Source organism: Mesorhizobium sp. 131-2-1 (assembly GCF_016756535.1).
Taxonomy (GTDB): domain Bacteria; phylum Pseudomonadota; class Alphaproteobacteria; order Rhizobiales; family Rhizobiaceae; genus Mesorhizobium.
The window spans coordinates 5812724-5827999 of the sequence record NZ_AP023247.1; the positions used below are offsets into that span (position 1 = coordinate 5812724).

Consider the following 15276-nt stretch of genomic DNA (forward strand, 5'->3'; position numbering starts at 1 on the left):
GCAACTACAAAGGAGCCTGTCCTGTTGCCGCTTGCCGGGTCCGGCCTGGGTCCGGCTATTGAACTGTGAAGATGCCGTCGACGGCCTTCCATTCGGAAGGCCGGATCAGGCGGTGATGGGCGATGCGCACGGAATGCAGCGCGCCTTCGAGTTCGCGCTCCCAGTAATCCAGAAACCCTTTCAGGGTTAGGAATTCCGGTGCAAGATCGTATTCCTGCCAAACGTAAAGCTGCAAAAGGCTTGGATGATCGGGAAGGTGGTAGTGGATCTCAGCAGTTGTGAGACCGTAGCCCTCCAACTGCAGTCGGAATTCCCTGCTGACCATGCGTCTCTCCTATCGCGCGCGTTCAGACATCAAGTCTTTGCGGGCGATCTCGGACCCGCCGCTCCTTGAGGTCACAGCCTACCTCAGCGCGACTACCGTCCAGTCGGCGAAGGGCATCCATGACGGCGTCGAACGTCACCGGTGTCGCAGCACCTGGTGGCTTTCGCAGCGCAGGCATGGATTCGACGGCGCAAGCATCAGAAGCCCATGAGGCAAGAATGGCGCGCTTTTCCTGAATGTCGAGCGTGCGGTCGCCCACCACCTCATCGGGGTGACTAAAGTGCCGCGCCGGGAACAGCAGGCGGTCAAGCGAAGGATCAGAGGTTTCAGGGGCGATAGAGGGGATGCTTTTTGGGAAAGTTCGTTCCATCGACAGTCTCCGCTTCCTAACAATCTCCTTGGTATTGGTTTTGCGGTGGAGCCCCCTTTCGGGAATCCAACGCCGAAAAAATTTCGTCCATTCCCTGCGGAATTTCAAGACCTGGAAAATGCCCCTGTGCGAAGAAATTGCTGTATGAATTCATGTTCCTAGCACTCTTGAATACAGAGTGCCAAAATTTTTCCAGCGACCCCTTGAAACCCGAAAATTGCAAAACTAGCTCGATATACGCGCGATGCCTGAAAAAGGGTCGCGGCGCCCCACCCCGGCCCGATATTGCCGGTCCGGTGTGGAGGAACCTCAAAAATCTGTTTGTCCCGAAGGAGAACGATATGACGTTCCGTCCATTGCATGACCGTATCCTGGTCCGCCGCATCGAAGCCGAGGAGAAGACGGCCGGCGGCATCATCATCCCCGATACCGCCAAGGAGAAGCCGCAGGAGGGCGAGGTGATTGCCGTAGGCCCAGGCGCCCGCGACGAGAGCGGCAAGCTCACGCCTCTCGACGTCAAGATCGGCGATCGCATCCTGTTTGGCAAGTGGTCCGGCACTGAGATCAAGGTCAACGGCGAGGACCTGCTGATCATGAAGGAAAGCGACGTGATGGGCGTGATCGAGCAGGCCACGGCGGTCAAGAAGGCCGCCTGACCTGCTATGGTCCAACCCCAATCCCAGTCAATGAAACTGCCTATTGAAGGAGTGATCCAATGGCTGCCAAGGAAGTGAAATTCCATACCGAAGCACGCGAGAAGATGCTGCGCGGCGTCGACATCCTCGCCAATGCGGTGAAGGTGACGCTCGGCCCCAAGGGCCGCAATGTCGTCATCGACAAATCATTCGGCGCGCCGCGCATCACCAAGGACGGCGTCACCGTCGCAAAAGAGATCGAACTCGAGGATAAGTTCGAGAACATGGGCGCGCAGATGGTGCGCGAAGTCGCCTCGAAGACCAGCGATCTTGCCGGCGACGGCACAACCACCGCCACCGTTCTTGCGCAGGCGATCGTTCGCGAGGGCGCCAAGGCGGTCGCGTCGGGGATGAACCCGATGGACCTGAAGCGCGGCATCGACAAGGCCGTAGAAGCCGTCGTGGCTGAGCTGAAGACCAATGCCCGCAAGGTGACCAAAAATGACGAGATCGCCCAGGTTGGCACCATCTCGGCCAATGGCGACGCCGAGATCGGCCGCTTCCTTGCGGAAGCGATGCAGAAAGTCGGCAATGAGGGCGTCATCACCGTCGAGGAAGCCAAGACCGCCGAGACCGAGCTGGAAGTCGTGGAGGGCATGCAGTTCGACCGTGGCTACCTCAGTCCGTATTTCATCACCAACCAGGACAAGATGCGCGTCGAACTGGAAGAACCCTATGTTCTGATCCACGAGAAGAAGCTGTCCAATCTGCAGGCGCTGCTTCCGGTGCTGGAAGCTGTCGTGCAGTCGTCCAAACCGCTGCTGATCATCGCCGAGGATGTCGAGGGCGAAGCGTTGGCGACGCTGGTCGTCAACAAGCTGCGCGGCGGCCTCAAAGTCGCCGCCGTCAAGGCGCCGGGCTTCGGCGACCGCCGCAAGGCGATGCTGGAAGACATCGCCATCCTCACTGGCGGCACCGCGATCTCGGAAGATCTTGGCATCAAGCTTGAGAATGTCACGCTCAACATGTTGGGCCGCGCCAAGAAGGTGGTGATCGAGAAGGAGAACACCACCATCGTCGACGGCGCCGGCTCGAAGAGCGAGATTCAGGGTCGCGTCAGCCAGATCAAGGCGCAGATCCAGGAGACGACCTCCGACTACGACAAGGAAAAGCTGCAGGAGCGGCTGGCCAAGCTCGCCGGCGGTGTCGCCGTCATTCGCGTCGGCGGCTCGACCGAGGTCGAGGTCAAGGAACGCAAGGACCGCGTCGACGATGCCATGCACGCGACGCGCGCTGCGGTCGAGGAAGGCGTGTTGCCAGGTGGTGGCGTAGCACTTCTGCGTGCAGCCAAGGCACTGGACAGCGTGCAGGCCGAAAATGAGGACCATAATCACGGTATCGAGATCGTGCGCCGCGCAATCGAGGCGCCCGTGCGCCAGATCGCCGAAAACGCCGGCGCGGAAGGCTCGATCATCGTCGGCAAGCTGCGCGAGAAGCCGGAGTTCGGCTACGGCTGGAACGCACAGACCAACGCGTTTGGCGACCTCTACCAGGAAGGCGTCATTGACCCGGTGAAGGTGGTGCGGACCGCGCTCCAGGATGCGGCATCGGTTGCCGGCCTGCTGGTAACGACGGAAGCGATGGTTGCCGAGAAGCCGAAGAAGGAACCCGCAGTTCCGGCAATGCCGGGTGGCGGCATGGACTTTTGAGGAAACGCAGCAGTGTCCGCGCCCGATGGGCGCGGACACCCTGACAAATGGGTAGAGCCATGAACGTGATGAACTTAACCGTGATCCCGCCGCCGTCGCGCGCGGACACCGATCTGAACTACGAAGCGGACCTGAAGGTTGCGCTTGACCCGATACTGGTCGAGTTGCTCGACAGAGCGGAGGCTGCGGGTTGGGATCGGCGCAAGGCAGCATACACGGTGATGTTTCTGGCGGCGCGGAATCTTACCGACGGCAAAGGCCCTCCTGGAAACGGGAGTTCGGCAGGCTAAGGCGCGGTGTACGCCAACCTTTTGCGCGACGGGCGGTGGGAAGGCTGCCGATCGATTGAACTAAACACGTGAAACGGAGGAAAACATGGAACACAATCAGTTTCAGCATCCCGCAAGGGTGCTGGTGGGTCTTGGGTTTCCGACCGACATTCAAAGTGTACAGGACGCCTTCGTCCTGCTGGATGAATGGTCGCCATCGAAGCGAAACGCTGCTCATGGGATCGCGCTCAATGCCTGTCGGGCAGCCCTCGCCGGCGAGGTGGATGCCGAAACCGCTCGCAGCACTTTTGTTGCCTTCGCCCGTCGCATGGATTTGCTTGTGCCGGCCGCAGGAGACATCGTTGCGGCCAAGGCAGTTGGCACCTTCGGATTCGCTTCAGGAGGCCACTACAACAAATCGATGTAATCGATCTGTCGGAATGGAGAAAACCATGAGGGATGTTCGATTTCCCGAACCAGTGAGACTGCGCGTGAAGCCCGCAAGGGAGCGCATCGTTGCCAGTTCCTGGGAAGCGCTCGAGTGCCTTCACGACCAATGGCCAATAGGGGCTAGAGGTCCAAGCTATCGAGCAGCCTGCCGCGCTTGTCGCGATTCTTTAGACGGTTGGCGGCCTCCTCAAAAAGCAAGAAGGGCATTCTTAAAAGCAGCCCGTCGTGCAGGTTTGGTCCAGGCCTCATAGTGAACTCAGCACCGAGGCAAGTCTTGCTTTGTAACGGACGCAATCTGGCGGGAGTCTAGATTGGCCTGCAGCGAAAATCCAAACCCGCATATCGCGCCGATGGCAAGCTTAGCGCTCGCCATTATCAAACGGCTACCGGTTGGCGAGGAAGATCGCCTCCTCCTCGTCTCGCTGCCTACCACCTAATGCGGCTGCCACGCTGGCGATGAAGGCGCCCACGACCAACGACAGCGCGCCAAGCAAGGCAAAGGTTGCACTGGCCTTCCTGGCGGTGTCGGCAGCCTGCTGGGCCTTGACTTTGGCGTCCTTTAGTTTGGCGATCAGGGTATCGAGGCGTGCCTTGGCATCCGCTTGAGAAAGCCCTGTGCGAGCGGCGACAAGCTGCGTCAGATACGTACTGTCATCAGCCGCTACTTCGCCGCCGTTCGCCGCGCTGGCAAGCAGGATGCGCGAAGCCTGCGCGGTTGCCGCCGCATCGTTCTGCGGATCAACGGCAGCAAGCTTGGCCGGGTCGGCAGGACGAAAAAGCGTGTCGACGTAGTAGGAAATAGTGTCGAATGCTGCACCCTTGGTCGCGGCACCAGCCGAGGCCCCGATTGCAGTTCCTGCGGCTACCGTCGAAGCTGCCTGCACTCCAGAACCCAAGGCCGCGGAAAGCGCTGACCCGAGGACGCCCACGACAAGAAGAGTGGCGAGCGCCCAAGCCAGGAAACCGTGTGCCGTGTCACGGAAGTAAGTTTCATCGGTGTGAACCCCCACCCATTTGGTGCGGAGTCGACCGGTGAGATATCCTCCCACGCCGGAAGAAAGCCATTGCACGACCACCAACCAAGCGGCGGTAGACACCGCGAATGTAGTGACAGACGCGCCGGCACCGGACCACGGCGAAACCATGCTGAGGCCAAGCCCGGAGCCCAGCAACATCAGGATGAATGTAAGCGAAGAAGCCGCGAACGCGCCCGCGATGATTGGCCCCCAGTTCACTGCTGAAGACGAAGATTCAGTCGGTGCAGAGTCCTCGGAAGTCATAAGTGTTGCCTGCATGCCAGCCCCCTACCGCGCAAACAGCATGATGAGAATGATTATCGGAATTGGGATACCGAGTAGCCAGAGCAAGATACCGCGACCCATGGAAGGCTCCTGTGCATTAGCATTAACTAACTAACAATGTGGCTGGGGCTGTTCTGTTCCGTTGGGCTTTGAGCACCGCGTCTTAGATCTGGCCCCTCAGCCATACCGTAACGAACGCCACGTTTGAGGCGACAACAGAGTTGTGTCGCTGCAACTAGATTTCAAAATGTGCATTTGGGTGGATGCTGTTCGTGCTGTGGAGCCAGCCCGCGATCACGGCTATGAGAATTGTCCGAATTCGAGGCTACTCAAACCACCCCGACCAGAGACGTCCACGTACTTCAGGACTGATGTTTGAAATCGGCAGGAAGGCGACGCCGTGCGGGCTCATTCCTTCTCCTTTTTTAGGACGCGCGCTTCCCTCAGGATCGAAGGGCGATCCAGACCCACCATTGAGATGATGTCGCGAATTTGGGTCTCGGAGACGCCGGTTTCCGACGCCAAAGCTCGAACCTGCTCCGGCGTCGGCTTGGGCCGCTTCGCTTCTTCAGCCATCGAACATATGCTCCTCGGACTCAATGTCCTCGGAATGTGGTTGTTCCACGCTCTGAAATGGTGAAAGCGGATGCGGCGCAGGGCCGTCACGCAGATCCTATTCGCCGCACAGATACTCTATACGACCAAACAGGGCCGGATGGCTCCATTGGCTCGCCGCCGCGCGCTCCTGCACGCGCCTCCAGAGCTGATCCCGCATCTCGCGGTCTACGGGGACGAGGGGGTCCGCACAACGGCCCGTGCCGCGTTCGGCCACATACCCCATTCACAGCGTGCGAAATTGTGCGCTCTCATATTATCCATTGGAGCGCCAGGCCGACCACTGACAAAGCCATCGCGATGGTAGCTAGCCATCCGAGAATCCGTAGCCACCCCTGCACAGGAAATTCGCCCATAATTTCGGAGCGCCCGGTCATCAGCATCATGACGACCATCACCGGGATCGCGCATACACCGTTGATGACAGCACTCCAATAAAGTGCCTTGATTGGATCGATCGGCGTGAACATGATGCCCATGCCGAGCACGGCCGCGGCACCCAAGGTGGCATAAAACGCCATCGCATCCTTGGGTTTGCGTTCCAGCCCTACCGGCCAACGGCACGCTTCGCCCACGGCGAACGCAGCCGAACCGGCGAGAACAGGCACCGCGAGCAGACCGGTGCCGATGATACCCATCGCGAAGACCATAAATGCGAACTTACCTGCAACCGGCTCGAGGGCTTTGGCCGCGTCAGTGGAGGAATTGATTTCGGTCACTCCCGCCTTGTGCAGAGTGGCAGCGGTTGTCACGATGATCGCAATCGCTATCAGGTTTGAAAATGCCATACCGACCACGGTATCGGCCCGAATACGCCGGAAGGCGGAAGATGCTTGCCATGGAGCCCATTTTAACGGCTTGGCTTTCGGGTCCACCTTCTCCTCCTCCACCTCCTGCGACGATTGCCAGAAGAACAGATACGGAGAAATCGTGGTGCCAAGAATAGCCACGAGGGTTGTGAGATAAGCGCCGTTCCATTCCAGACGCGGGACGACAAGGCCTTTCAGCGCCTCGTGCCAGGGCACGTGCGCCATGAAGGCAGCCGCGACGTAGGCAAAGAGGCTGAGAGTCGTCCATTTCAGGACGGTGACATATCGGCTGTAGTCGAGAAAGACGATTGCTCCGACACATGCCATACCGAACCCGACCACGTAGAGCGAACTGGGGCCGCCCACCAGCAATCGGAGCGCTTCAGCCATCGCGCTGAGGTCTGCGCCAATGTTAATGGTATTGGCAACGAACAGCGACACGACCACAAAATTCATCAGCGCCGCTGGATAGTGTCGTGATAGGTTTCCAGAGATGCCTCGACCTGTCGTCCGCCCAATCCGCGCTGCAATCTCCTGGATCGCGGCCATGAGCGGAAAAGTGAATATCATTGTCCAGCCGACATCGAACCCCAGTTGAGCTCCCGCCTGGCTGTATGTACCAATACCCGAAGGATCGTCGTCTGAAGCGCCCGTGATAAAACCCGGCCCGATCGTCCGCAGAAATCGCTGGAATGGTCCCGCCATGTAAACCCCAGTCAACGGTCGCGGCTTTTGCCTTGCTTAGCGTGAAGTAGCCTTGCCTCCCTTTTCACCGCCCCTTCGCGCCGCCGGATGGCCGGTCCGCTTCCCGCGGCCCGACCCTCCGGGATTCTTGCCGCCGCCGTCGTCTTTGTTGACGGTCGCCCAGGCACGACGTTCCGCTTCTTTCTCTGAGACACCCTTTTTCTCATATCCCTCGGCGATATGATCTGCCTTGCGCTCCTGCTTGTCCGTGTATTTCAATTTTTCACCGCGTGGCATCGGATCTTCTCCTCTTTCCTTCGCGTTTCAACGGGACGAAACCCAACATGTTCCAGCGGGCAAAAGCTGGCTGGCAATCTGGAGGCCAGGTGGACTCAGCCGAGCAGTTTTCTCAGCTCGAGACCATTGCCCAGCAATAGCCGCGAAGGCGCTGGGCATAATCTGCAAAACTTTGCGGCCCCGTCGAAATAGGGCACACGCATCGCCTCGATGGCACGGCAGATCAGCGATAAGCTGCTGTTTGGGATGGAACATTAGCCTCCGCCATTGGTTAATTTTACGAGCGCAAGACGAACCTGCGCGCGTTCCAAACCTTGAGAGGTCGGTCATGTTTTACAAACTCCTTGCTACCACCGCACTTGCCACGCTGCTTGCAACGGGGGCCTATCCGGGCAACGTGGTCTCTCCCGCAACCGCTGCCCAAGCTGCCACCGCCACTCAGGCTGTGCCTGATGGCAACCTGGTTTCAAAGATCATGGGTGTGGCCGTCTACAACGGCACCGGCGACAACGCCGAAAACATCGGCGAAGTAAATGACATCGTTCTGTCGAAGGATGGGGCGGCCGAGTCACTGGTTATCGGGGTCGGCGGCTTTCTCGGCATAGGTGAAAAGAATATCGCTTACGACTTCAACAAGGCCCAGTGGGCCGAGAAGGATGGCAAGCGGTGGTTGGTCATCAATGCGACCAAGGACGAACTGAAAGCCCTGCCTGAGTTCGATACGAAGGCCTACGACGCCACAGTTTCGACCGCGTCGACAAAGCCGACGCCGCCCGCTGCCACGGCACCGATGGATTCCACCGCTGCGGTCGACAAGACGACACTCACTGAAATGCCTATCGACAAAATTCGTGCCGAGGAGCTGATTGGCACCACTGTCTATGGCGCTGACGATGCGAATGTAGGCAAGATTGGCGACGTGGTTCTGACCGGCGACAAAAAGATTGATGCCGTGATTATCGACGTCGGCGGCTTCCTCGGCGTTGGCGCCAAAGAGGTGGCGGTCGGCTTTGAAAAGCTGAAGTTCATGACCGACAAGAACGGCAACAAGTATCTCTACACCAACTTCACCAAAGACCAGCTCACCGCGCAGGCCGCCTACGACAAGGGCACCTATGCCCAGATGAGAGAAAAGCAGCGCCTGGTCATCAAATAGGTTTGCGATATGAGTTCGCGAGCTCTCGATAAGTCGCGGGTTCGCGTGCCCATCGCAAATGATTGGAGAAATGGCTTAGAAGGCGACTTGCCACCGAGAATGAACAGGACGGGGGCACCTCTGCAGGAGAGGGCGAGGGACTTCGCCCTCTCATGTTCTGCATAGCAGCATCCGCCGAGCCTCGCACTGCCCGGCAAGCAATCGCCGGATCAGAACTTCGGAAGAAAACTAGCCGGGGTGAGCGATGGCCTATCACCCGAATTGACGACCAGCAACCTGAGGAAATCGAAGCCTCGCGTTCGCAAACACTAGGGAGATTGACGTGCGGCCTTCCGGTCTCGTGGCGTTGTTGGCACGCGGGAAACCGCTCGGGTTCGATCGAAGGTTCGCACGATGCTGAAGTGTCTGAGCTATGTGGCCGTTGCGGCGATCGCTGTTTTGCTCACGTTGCTTGCCATAAACCTGAGCCCCGAACCACGCGTTTTGCGAACCATTGTGCCTCACCGTTTCGACGCGTCAGACCCCCAATTTGCCACGAGTATGAGCGGGTATTCGCAAGGCCAGGTTTCGAATTCGAATGCGGTGCAAACCCTGGTCAACGGAGATGAGATCTTTCCTTCGATGTTGCAGGCGATCGCTGCGGCCAGGTCCACCATTGATATGGAGACCTATATCTATTGGTCGGGTGCCATCGGCTACGAGTTCGCGACAGCTTTGGCTGCTAAGGCCAGAGAGGGTGTTGAAGTCCGAGTGCTCGTTGACTGGGTCGGAAGCCTTCCATTCGATGAAGAGCTGATCCACATCATGACAACAGCCGGCGTGGCGTTCGAGCGTTATCGGCCCGTCTATTGGTATACGCTGGACCGTGTAAACAATCGGACGCATCGCAAATTGCTCATTGTCGATGGGCGCGTCGCTTTTACCGGGGGCGTCGGCATTGCAGACAACTGGCGTGGAAACGCCCGCACCCCCAATGAGTGGCGTGATACGCACTACCGGGTAGAAGGAGCAGTGGTCTCTGGTTTTCAGGCAGCGTTCGCTGAAAATTGGCTAGAGACAACCGGCGAGACCTTGCAGGGTGAGAAATTCTACCCTCCCCTCCAACCCGCGGGTGAACTTAGCGCTCAGTTGATACTGTCATCGCAGCCGAATGGTTCGGAGAACATGCAACTGATGATGTTGGCGGCCATTGCTGCCGCCAAAGATCACTTGCGTATCGGAATGGCCTATTTCGTGCCGGACGACATCGCCCTTCAGCAGATTTTGGATGCCAGGAGGCGAGGGGTATCGGTCGAAGTTATCGTGCCCAATTCGCTAACGGATGTGCCACTGGCTCGAAAGAGCTCGCGCTACTTCTGGGGCGACTTGCTCCGAGCGGGTGTGCGGATCTTCGAGTTTCAGCCTACCATGTATCATCCCAAGCTTTTAATAGTTGACGACGTCTGGACGAGCTTTGGTTCTGCCAACCTGGACGAGCGCTCCTTACGGCTAAATGACGAAGCCACGCTGAATGTCTACGGAAAGGATTTCGCAAGGACGCAAATCGACTTGTTCAACCAAGATCTTCAGCGATCAAGGCAGGTCAGGATGGACGAGTGGGAAGCGCGGCCCTTGCCAGAAAAAATCACGGACTGGCTTGCCAGTCGGCTACGCTCTCAACTTTGAGGGATGTCGTGATCCTGACCACTGCGCATCCCCTCTGAGCGGCCAGATAGAACATGGCCGGATGGGGAAACTCGTCGCCCCATCCGCCAACATCGGCTTGGTAGCCGCTCTTGAAGGCGGTGCGCGATTGTTTCAGTCCTACCGGGCTTCAGGTCGATCTCGGTTTGGTTAGAGACCGACGCACCTGCCCCAAATGCAGCCGGCGTTTTGGGCGGATTTCGGCGGCACTGTCGACGGCACACACGGGGCAGATCCTCTGCGAAGCCTGTGAAACCTTCCCCACATTCGGCGGTTAACTCGGACCTGAAAGGTGAGCCCACGCCGACGACGAGATGAAACGGGGGCAGCGCCCATGCGACCGAAGAACCCGACGAACTCTTGCGCCGGTGTGGACACGATTGGCGTAAGAAGATGAAGCCGCCAAATCCTACAAAGACGAAAACTAAGCCCCCCATTTGTCCAGGTGACAGTCTCGTTCAAGGTGGCTGAGTTCCCATGACCCGCATCGCGACCTACAACGTCAATGGCGTCAACGGCCGGCTACCCGTACTCCTGAAGTGGCTGGGCCAAACCGAATACGACATCGTGTGCCTTCAGGAGTTGAAAACGTCGGACGAGAGATTTCCTGCGGATGCTATCGGAAAGGCCGGTTACGGCGCGATCTGGCACGGCCAAAAGTCTTACAACGGTGTGGCAATCCTTGCCCGAGGAAAGGAGCCGCTGGAACGTCGACGCGGCCTGCCTGGGGATCCTGACGATACTCACAGCCGCTATATCGAGGCCGAGGTGGATGGGCTAGTCGTTGGCTGCCTCTATTTGCCCAACGGCAACCCAGCGCCCGGTCCAAAGTTCGACTATAAGCTCAGGTGGTTCAACCGTCTGGCTAGCTATGCCCGGCTGTTGCTCAAAGATGACATCACGTGCGTTCTCTGCGGCGACTACAATGTCGTCCCCACGGCGATCGATGCGGCGGTGCCGAGACGATGGCTAGGCGACGCCGTCTACTTTCCGGAAAGTCGGCAGGCCTACGCCAACATGCTTGAGAACGGTTGGCTCGATTCGATCCGGCGCATCCATCCCGAGAAGGGCTGCGGATTCCGAGATCATCGCGCGCACCGTTCCGATTTGATCGCGCGCGGCATTCCGAAGTGATGGCGCGCAGCATTCCGAGAATTACCCGCGCGGGATTCCGACACGATCGCGCGCAGTTCGGAGTTAGGAGAACCTGATCCTTGGGGCATGTTCCGGTCGGGCAACGACCGGAGGAATGGATGCCGACGAGGAGGGTTAGGATGCGCCACGTGCGCGAGATTTTACGTCTGAGCTTGGAAGCGGGGCTATCGACGCGGATGGCTGGCGAGCGTGCCGGGGTCGGGCCGACGACGGTCCGGGATATGCTGAAGCGGTTTGCACGCTCCGGGCTGAACTGGCCGGTCCCGGCCGAGATGAGCGATGCCGACCTGGAAGCTTGCCTATACGGCTTACCTGGGATGAAGCCCGGCCGGCGCAAACAGCCGGAACCGGACTGGTCGGCGGTAGCACGTGAGCTGAAGCGCAAGCATGTGACGCTGCAGGTTCTGTGGGAAGAGTATGTCGCCGCCCACCCGGATGGCTATCGCTACAGCCGTTGGTGTGACCTGTTCCGGCGCTGGGAAGGCCGCCTGCCTCTGACGATGCGGCAGAGCCACGCGGGCGGTGAGAAGATGTTTGTCGATTACGCCGGCGACACGGTGCCGGTTGTAGTCGACCGCCGGACCGGTGAGGTGCGCGATGCCCATCTGTTTGTGGCGGTGCTCGGCGGATCGAGCTTGTCATTTGCCTGCGCGACGTGGACCGAGCAGTTCGCGGACTGGATCGAGGCGCACAATGGCGCCTTCGCCTTCTTCGGCGGCGTGGCCCATCTTCTGGTCCCGGACAACGCGAAGGTCGCGGTGATTAAGGCGTGTCACTTCGATCCGATGGTCAACCGCAGCTACACCGACATGGCGCGTCATTACGGCACGGCGGTGCTCCCGGCAAGACCGAGGAAGCCACGCGATAAGGCGAAAGTCGAGGCCTGTGTCGGCATTGTCGAACGCTGGGTCCTGGGCCGCTTGCGCAACCGGATCTTCTACAGCCTGGCCGAGGTGAACGCGGCGGTCGCCGAATGCATCACCGATCTCAACGACACACGGGTGCTTCGCCAGTTCAGCAAAACGCGGCGCCAGCTGTTCGAGGAGATCGACGCGCCGAACCTCAAGCCGCTGCCGGCGGAACGGTGGGTCCACGCTGAGTGGAAGCGTTGCCGAGTCGGACTCGATTATCACATCGCGATTGAGCACCACCATTACTCGGTGCCCTGGCGCTTCGCCCGCCGCGAGGTCGAGGCTCGAATTACCACACGCACCGTCGAAATCTTCCTCGATGGCGAACGCATCGCCGCGCACATGCGTGGCAGCGGCAACGGGCGGCATACGACGATCCCCGAACATATGCCCTCGAGCCATCGGCGCTACCGTGAATGGACGCCCGTGAAGATCCGGGAGGAAGCGGCGCGGATCGGGCCGATGCTGTCGTTGCTGGTTGAAAAGATCATCGAGGATCGGCCGCATCCCGAGCAGGGTTACCGTTCATGCCTCGGCATCATCGGGCTAGCGAAGCGCTTCGGCGCCGAACGCCTGGAAGCGGCCGCGCGGCGCGCGCTGGAGATCCAGGCGCGCAACTATCCCTCGGTCAAATCGATCCTCGAGAAGGGGCTCGACAAGGTTCCGGCGCGCGAAGCCCCGGACCACACGCCGATCTTCCACACCAACATCCGGGGCTCCGGATATTACAACTGAAAGGACTACAATGCTCAAACATCCGACACTCGAACTGCTGGGGCAACTCGGCCTGGCCGGCATGGCCCATGCGTTCATCGAATTGGAAAGCAACAGCGATGCCGACAACCTCAGCCACGCCGAATGGCTTGCCCTGCTGCTCGATCACGAGGCGACATACCGTAATGACCGGCGCCTTGCGCTCCGCCTTCGTCATGCGCGGCTACGCCACCATGCCGTGCCCGAGGATGTCGATTACCGTGCTGCGCGCGGTCTCGATCGCCGGCTGTTCGACAAGCTGCTCAAGGGCGACTGGATCGCCGCCCATGAGAGCTTGGCCATCGTCGGGCCGGCCGGGGTCGGGAAGAGCTGGTTGGCCTGCGCCATCGGTCACAAGGCCTGCCGTGACAACCGTTCGGTCCTCTACACCCGACTGCCGCGGCTCATCGATGACCTGTCCCTGGCCAAGGGCGACGGCCGCATCGCCGCGCGCATGAAAAGCCTGGCCAGGGTCGATCTCCTTATCCTCGACGATTGGGGCCTCGAACCGCTCGACGGCAATGCCCGTCACCACCTGCTCGAAATCCTCGAAGACCGGTACGGGCGTCGCTCAACGCTGGTGACCAGCCAACTCCCGGTGGCCCGCTGGTTCGATCTGATCGGAGATCCCACCTACGCCGATGCCATCCTCGACCGCCTCGTTCACAACGCTCACCGGCTCGAACTCAACGGCGAATCCATGCGCAGATCCATCATCTCCGCTGCCGCTTGACCGAACCGCAAATGCAGTGACATCTTCCCCGACGATCAGGTGCTCCACCTGCGCGCGATCAGATCGGAACGCTGCGCGGCATCAGATCGGAATACATGCGCGCCATCGTCGGAATCCGCAAAGGGCATCTACACCTACTGGAACTTCTCCTTCAGGGGCGGTTTCGATCGAAGCTCAGGCCTGCGAGTGGACCATCTCCTCATCAGCCCTTCGCTCTCAAACAGGCTACGTGACGCCGGCGTCGATACTGAGGTGCGAGGGTGGGAAAAGCCAAGTGATCATGCGCCAGCCTGGATCCACCTCGACTGAGTGGGGGAACGCCGACTTCCAAGGATGAGCTATCGTAGCGTGATGTAGACGCCGCGTAGCTGGGGCTAGCTTAGCCCTCCGATCGCTGGCCCATTGAGCACCGCTCCGTCCGCCGCAAATTGGGAACGTGGCACGGACAAGGCCAGCCCTGCTCGGTAGAATTTCAGCGCGCGATACAGCCGAGATGCAGCGGCAAGTTCCCCTATGCAGACTTGCGAGTTACCTTTGCCTTGGGGCCTGCTTTGATTCCCTCCTTGGCAAGGCTCTTGCAAGGTCGACGACGTTCTCTCTAGGTCTTGGTGCCGGTTTCGGCGGCTTCTTGCCTTTGCGCTTTGCGTCGATCATTGCAACGAGGGCATCCTCGTAGGTATCCTCGAATTTCGAGGGATCGAACTTGGTCACCTTCTTGTCGATCAACAGGCCGGCGATCTCGAGCAAATCCTGATCATATGTGGGACTCTCAGATCATCGAAGACGGTCTTTTCAGAGAGCATTTCGTCATGGTTGCGCAACTCGGTGAGCAGCATGCCTTTGCCGAAGGGTTGGATCACCACTTCGCGGCCGCGCTGGTAGAGCACCACACAAGACCTGGCTGCGACGCGCTTTTTTGCCATGGCCTCACGCAGCACGGAAAACGCTTCTAGAGCCGCGCCATCGGCAGGGATGACGTGGTAAGGTTTTCCAGATAGCGTGTGTCGATGTCGTCGAGAGCGACGAATTCGTCGACCTCTAAGGTGTGGGCGGAGGTGAGCTTGAGCTTTTTGATGTTGTCGGGCGGAACTTCGATGAATTCGCCCTTTTCGACCTACCCCTTGGTCTGGTCTTCTGCCTCGACGACATTTCCCGTCTCCTCATCGACGTAGGCGCTCTTGATCGGAAGGCCGTCTGCCCGGTTGAGAATCTTGAAATGGAATCTTCGAGGCTTCGCTGGTCGCCCCGACCAGTTTCACGCCGCAGGAGACCGAACCAACTTTCAGAAAGCCTTTCTAAACTGCCCGCGGCGCCGCCATGGTTGTTGCCTCGCATAAATGGGAGCTCTACCGAAAATACTCAGGAGCCTGAGATGTTCCAATCGACGAGTATTCGCCTTAGCAGCCTCGCGAGGACATCGA

Annotated in this window: 17 protein-coding genes and 1 pseudogene; 10 read left to right on the plus strand and 8 right to left on the minus strand. The window is 59.4% G+C overall.

From position 1 onward, the window contains the following. Nucleotides 1-55: 55 nt before the first annotated feature. Both JG743_RS28110 and JG743_RS28115 read right to left on the minus strand, forming a co-directional pair. The gene (locus JG743_RS28110) at nucleotides 56-325 is read right to left on the minus strand and encodes an usg protein (RefSeq protein ID WP_202295124.1); all 270 of its coding nucleotides are present in this window, start codon (nucleotides 323-325) and stop codon (nucleotides 56-58) included. A gap of 22 nt (nucleotides 326-347) precedes the next feature. Further along, complete coding sequence (locus JG743_RS28115; protein ID WP_202295127.1) at nucleotides 348-695, minus strand: hypothetical protein; 348 nt, start codon at nucleotides 693-695, stop codon at nucleotides 348-350. A 341-nt stretch (nucleotides 696-1036) separates the two neighbouring features. On the opposite strand from JG743_RS28115, the gene groES reads away from it, so the two are divergent. The 5 genes from groES (at nucleotide 1037) to JG743_RS28140 (ending at nucleotide 4009) form a co-directional block, all read left to right on the plus strand. After that, a complete protein-coding gene (gene groES / locus JG743_RS28120) occupies nucleotides 1037-1351 on the plus strand; it encodes a co-chaperone GroES (RefSeq protein WP_202295129.1) in 315 nt (104 codons plus the stop codon). 59 nt (nucleotides 1352-1410) lie between these two features. Continuing rightward, entirely contained in the window at nucleotides 1411-3039 is a 1629-nt protein-coding gene (groL, locus tag JG743_RS28125; RefSeq protein WP_202295132.1) for a chaperonin GroEL, read from the plus strand. Nucleotides 3040-3098: 59 nt separating this feature from the next. Beyond that, nucleotides 3099-3329 carry a hypothetical protein gene (locus JG743_RS28130; protein ID WP_202295135.1) on the plus strand — a complete coding sequence of 77 codons (231 nt, stop codon included), beginning with the start codon at nucleotides 3099-3101 and terminating at the stop codon, nucleotides 3327-3329. An 85-nt stretch (nucleotides 3330-3414) separates the two neighbouring features. After that, complete coding sequence (locus JG743_RS28135; RefSeq protein ID WP_202295138.1) at nucleotides 3415-3735, plus strand: DUF982 domain-containing protein; 321 nt, start codon at nucleotides 3415-3417, stop codon at nucleotides 3733-3735. Nucleotides 3736-3760: 25 nt separating this feature from the next. Next, nucleotides 3761-4009, plus strand: coding sequence for a DUF982 domain-containing protein (locus JG743_RS28140; RefSeq protein ID WP_202295141.1), 249 nt, complete (start codon nucleotides 3761-3763; stop codon nucleotides 4007-4009). A gap of 132 nt (nucleotides 4010-4141) precedes the next feature. Here JG743_RS28140 and JG743_RS28145 read toward each other — a convergent pair whose 3' ends face one another. The 4 genes and pseudogenes from JG743_RS28145 to JG743_RS28160 all read right to left on the minus strand — a co-directional run. Next, on the minus strand, nucleotides 4142-5053 hold the full coding sequence (locus JG743_RS28145) for a hypothetical protein (RefSeq protein WP_202295144.1): 912 nt from the start codon (nucleotides 5051-5053) through the stop codon (nucleotides 4142-4144). A 414-nt stretch (nucleotides 5054-5467) separates the two neighbouring features. Further along, a complete protein-coding gene (locus JG743_RS28150) occupies nucleotides 5468-5635 on the minus strand; it encodes a hypothetical protein (protein ID WP_202295147.1) in 168 nt (55 codons plus the stop codon). Between the two features lie 290 nt (nucleotides 5636-5925). After that, complete coding sequence (locus JG743_RS28155) at nucleotides 5926-7188, minus strand: NRAMP family divalent metal transporter (RefSeq protein WP_202295150.1); 1263 nt, start codon at nucleotides 7186-7188, stop codon at nucleotides 5926-5928. A 42-nt stretch (nucleotides 7189-7230) separates the two neighbouring features. Beyond that, nucleotides 7231-7464 (minus strand): annotated as a pseudogene (locus tag JG743_RS28160) (plasmid stabilization protein); the annotation flags it as partial. A gap of 328 nt (nucleotides 7465-7792) precedes the next feature. On the opposite strand from JG743_RS28160, the gene JG743_RS28165 reads away from it, so the two are divergent. The 5 genes from JG743_RS28165 (at nucleotide 7793) to istB (ending at nucleotide 13855) form a co-directional block, all read left to right on the plus strand. Further along, nucleotides 7793-8620: a PRC-barrel domain-containing protein gene (locus JG743_RS28165; protein ID WP_202295153.1), complete on the plus strand. Its 828-nt coding sequence runs from the start codon at nucleotides 7793-7795 to the stop codon at nucleotides 8618-8620. A 393-nt stretch (nucleotides 8621-9013) separates the two neighbouring features. Further along, entirely contained in the window at nucleotides 9014-10285 is a 1272-nt protein-coding gene (locus tag JG743_RS28170; protein ID WP_202295156.1) for a phospholipase D-like domain-containing protein, read from the plus strand. A gap of 495 nt (nucleotides 10286-10780) precedes the next feature. Continuing rightward, nucleotides 10781-11437 carry an exodeoxyribonuclease III gene (locus JG743_RS28175; RefSeq protein ID WP_202295158.1) on the plus strand — a complete coding sequence of 219 codons (657 nt, stop codon included), beginning with the start codon at nucleotides 10781-10783 and terminating at the stop codon, nucleotides 11435-11437. A 140-nt stretch (nucleotides 11438-11577) separates the two neighbouring features. Next, a complete protein-coding gene (gene istA, locus JG743_RS28180) occupies nucleotides 11578-13104 on the plus strand; it encodes an IS21 family transposase (RefSeq protein ID WP_202295162.1) in 1527 nt (508 codons plus the stop codon). A 10-nt stretch (nucleotides 13105-13114) separates the two neighbouring features. After that, a complete protein-coding gene (gene istB, locus JG743_RS28185; protein ID WP_202295168.1) occupies nucleotides 13115-13855 on the plus strand; it encodes an IS21-like element helper ATPase IstB in 741 nt (246 codons plus the stop codon). A 528-nt stretch (nucleotides 13856-14383) separates the two neighbouring features. Here the strand turns inward: istB and JG743_RS34260 are convergent. Both JG743_RS34260 and JG743_RS34700 read right to left on the minus strand, forming a co-directional pair. Next, nucleotides 14384-14602, minus strand: coding sequence for a hypothetical protein (locus JG743_RS34260; protein WP_244672940.1), 219 nt, complete (start codon nucleotides 14600-14602; stop codon nucleotides 14384-14386). Continuing rightward, a complete protein-coding gene (locus tag JG743_RS34700; protein WP_342215723.1) occupies nucleotides 14578-14955 on the minus strand; it encodes a Ku protein in 378 nt (125 codons plus the stop codon). The genes JG743_RS34260 and JG743_RS34700 overlap by 25 nt, the downstream gene beginning before the upstream one ends. Nucleotides 14956-15276: the final 321 nt, after the last annotated feature.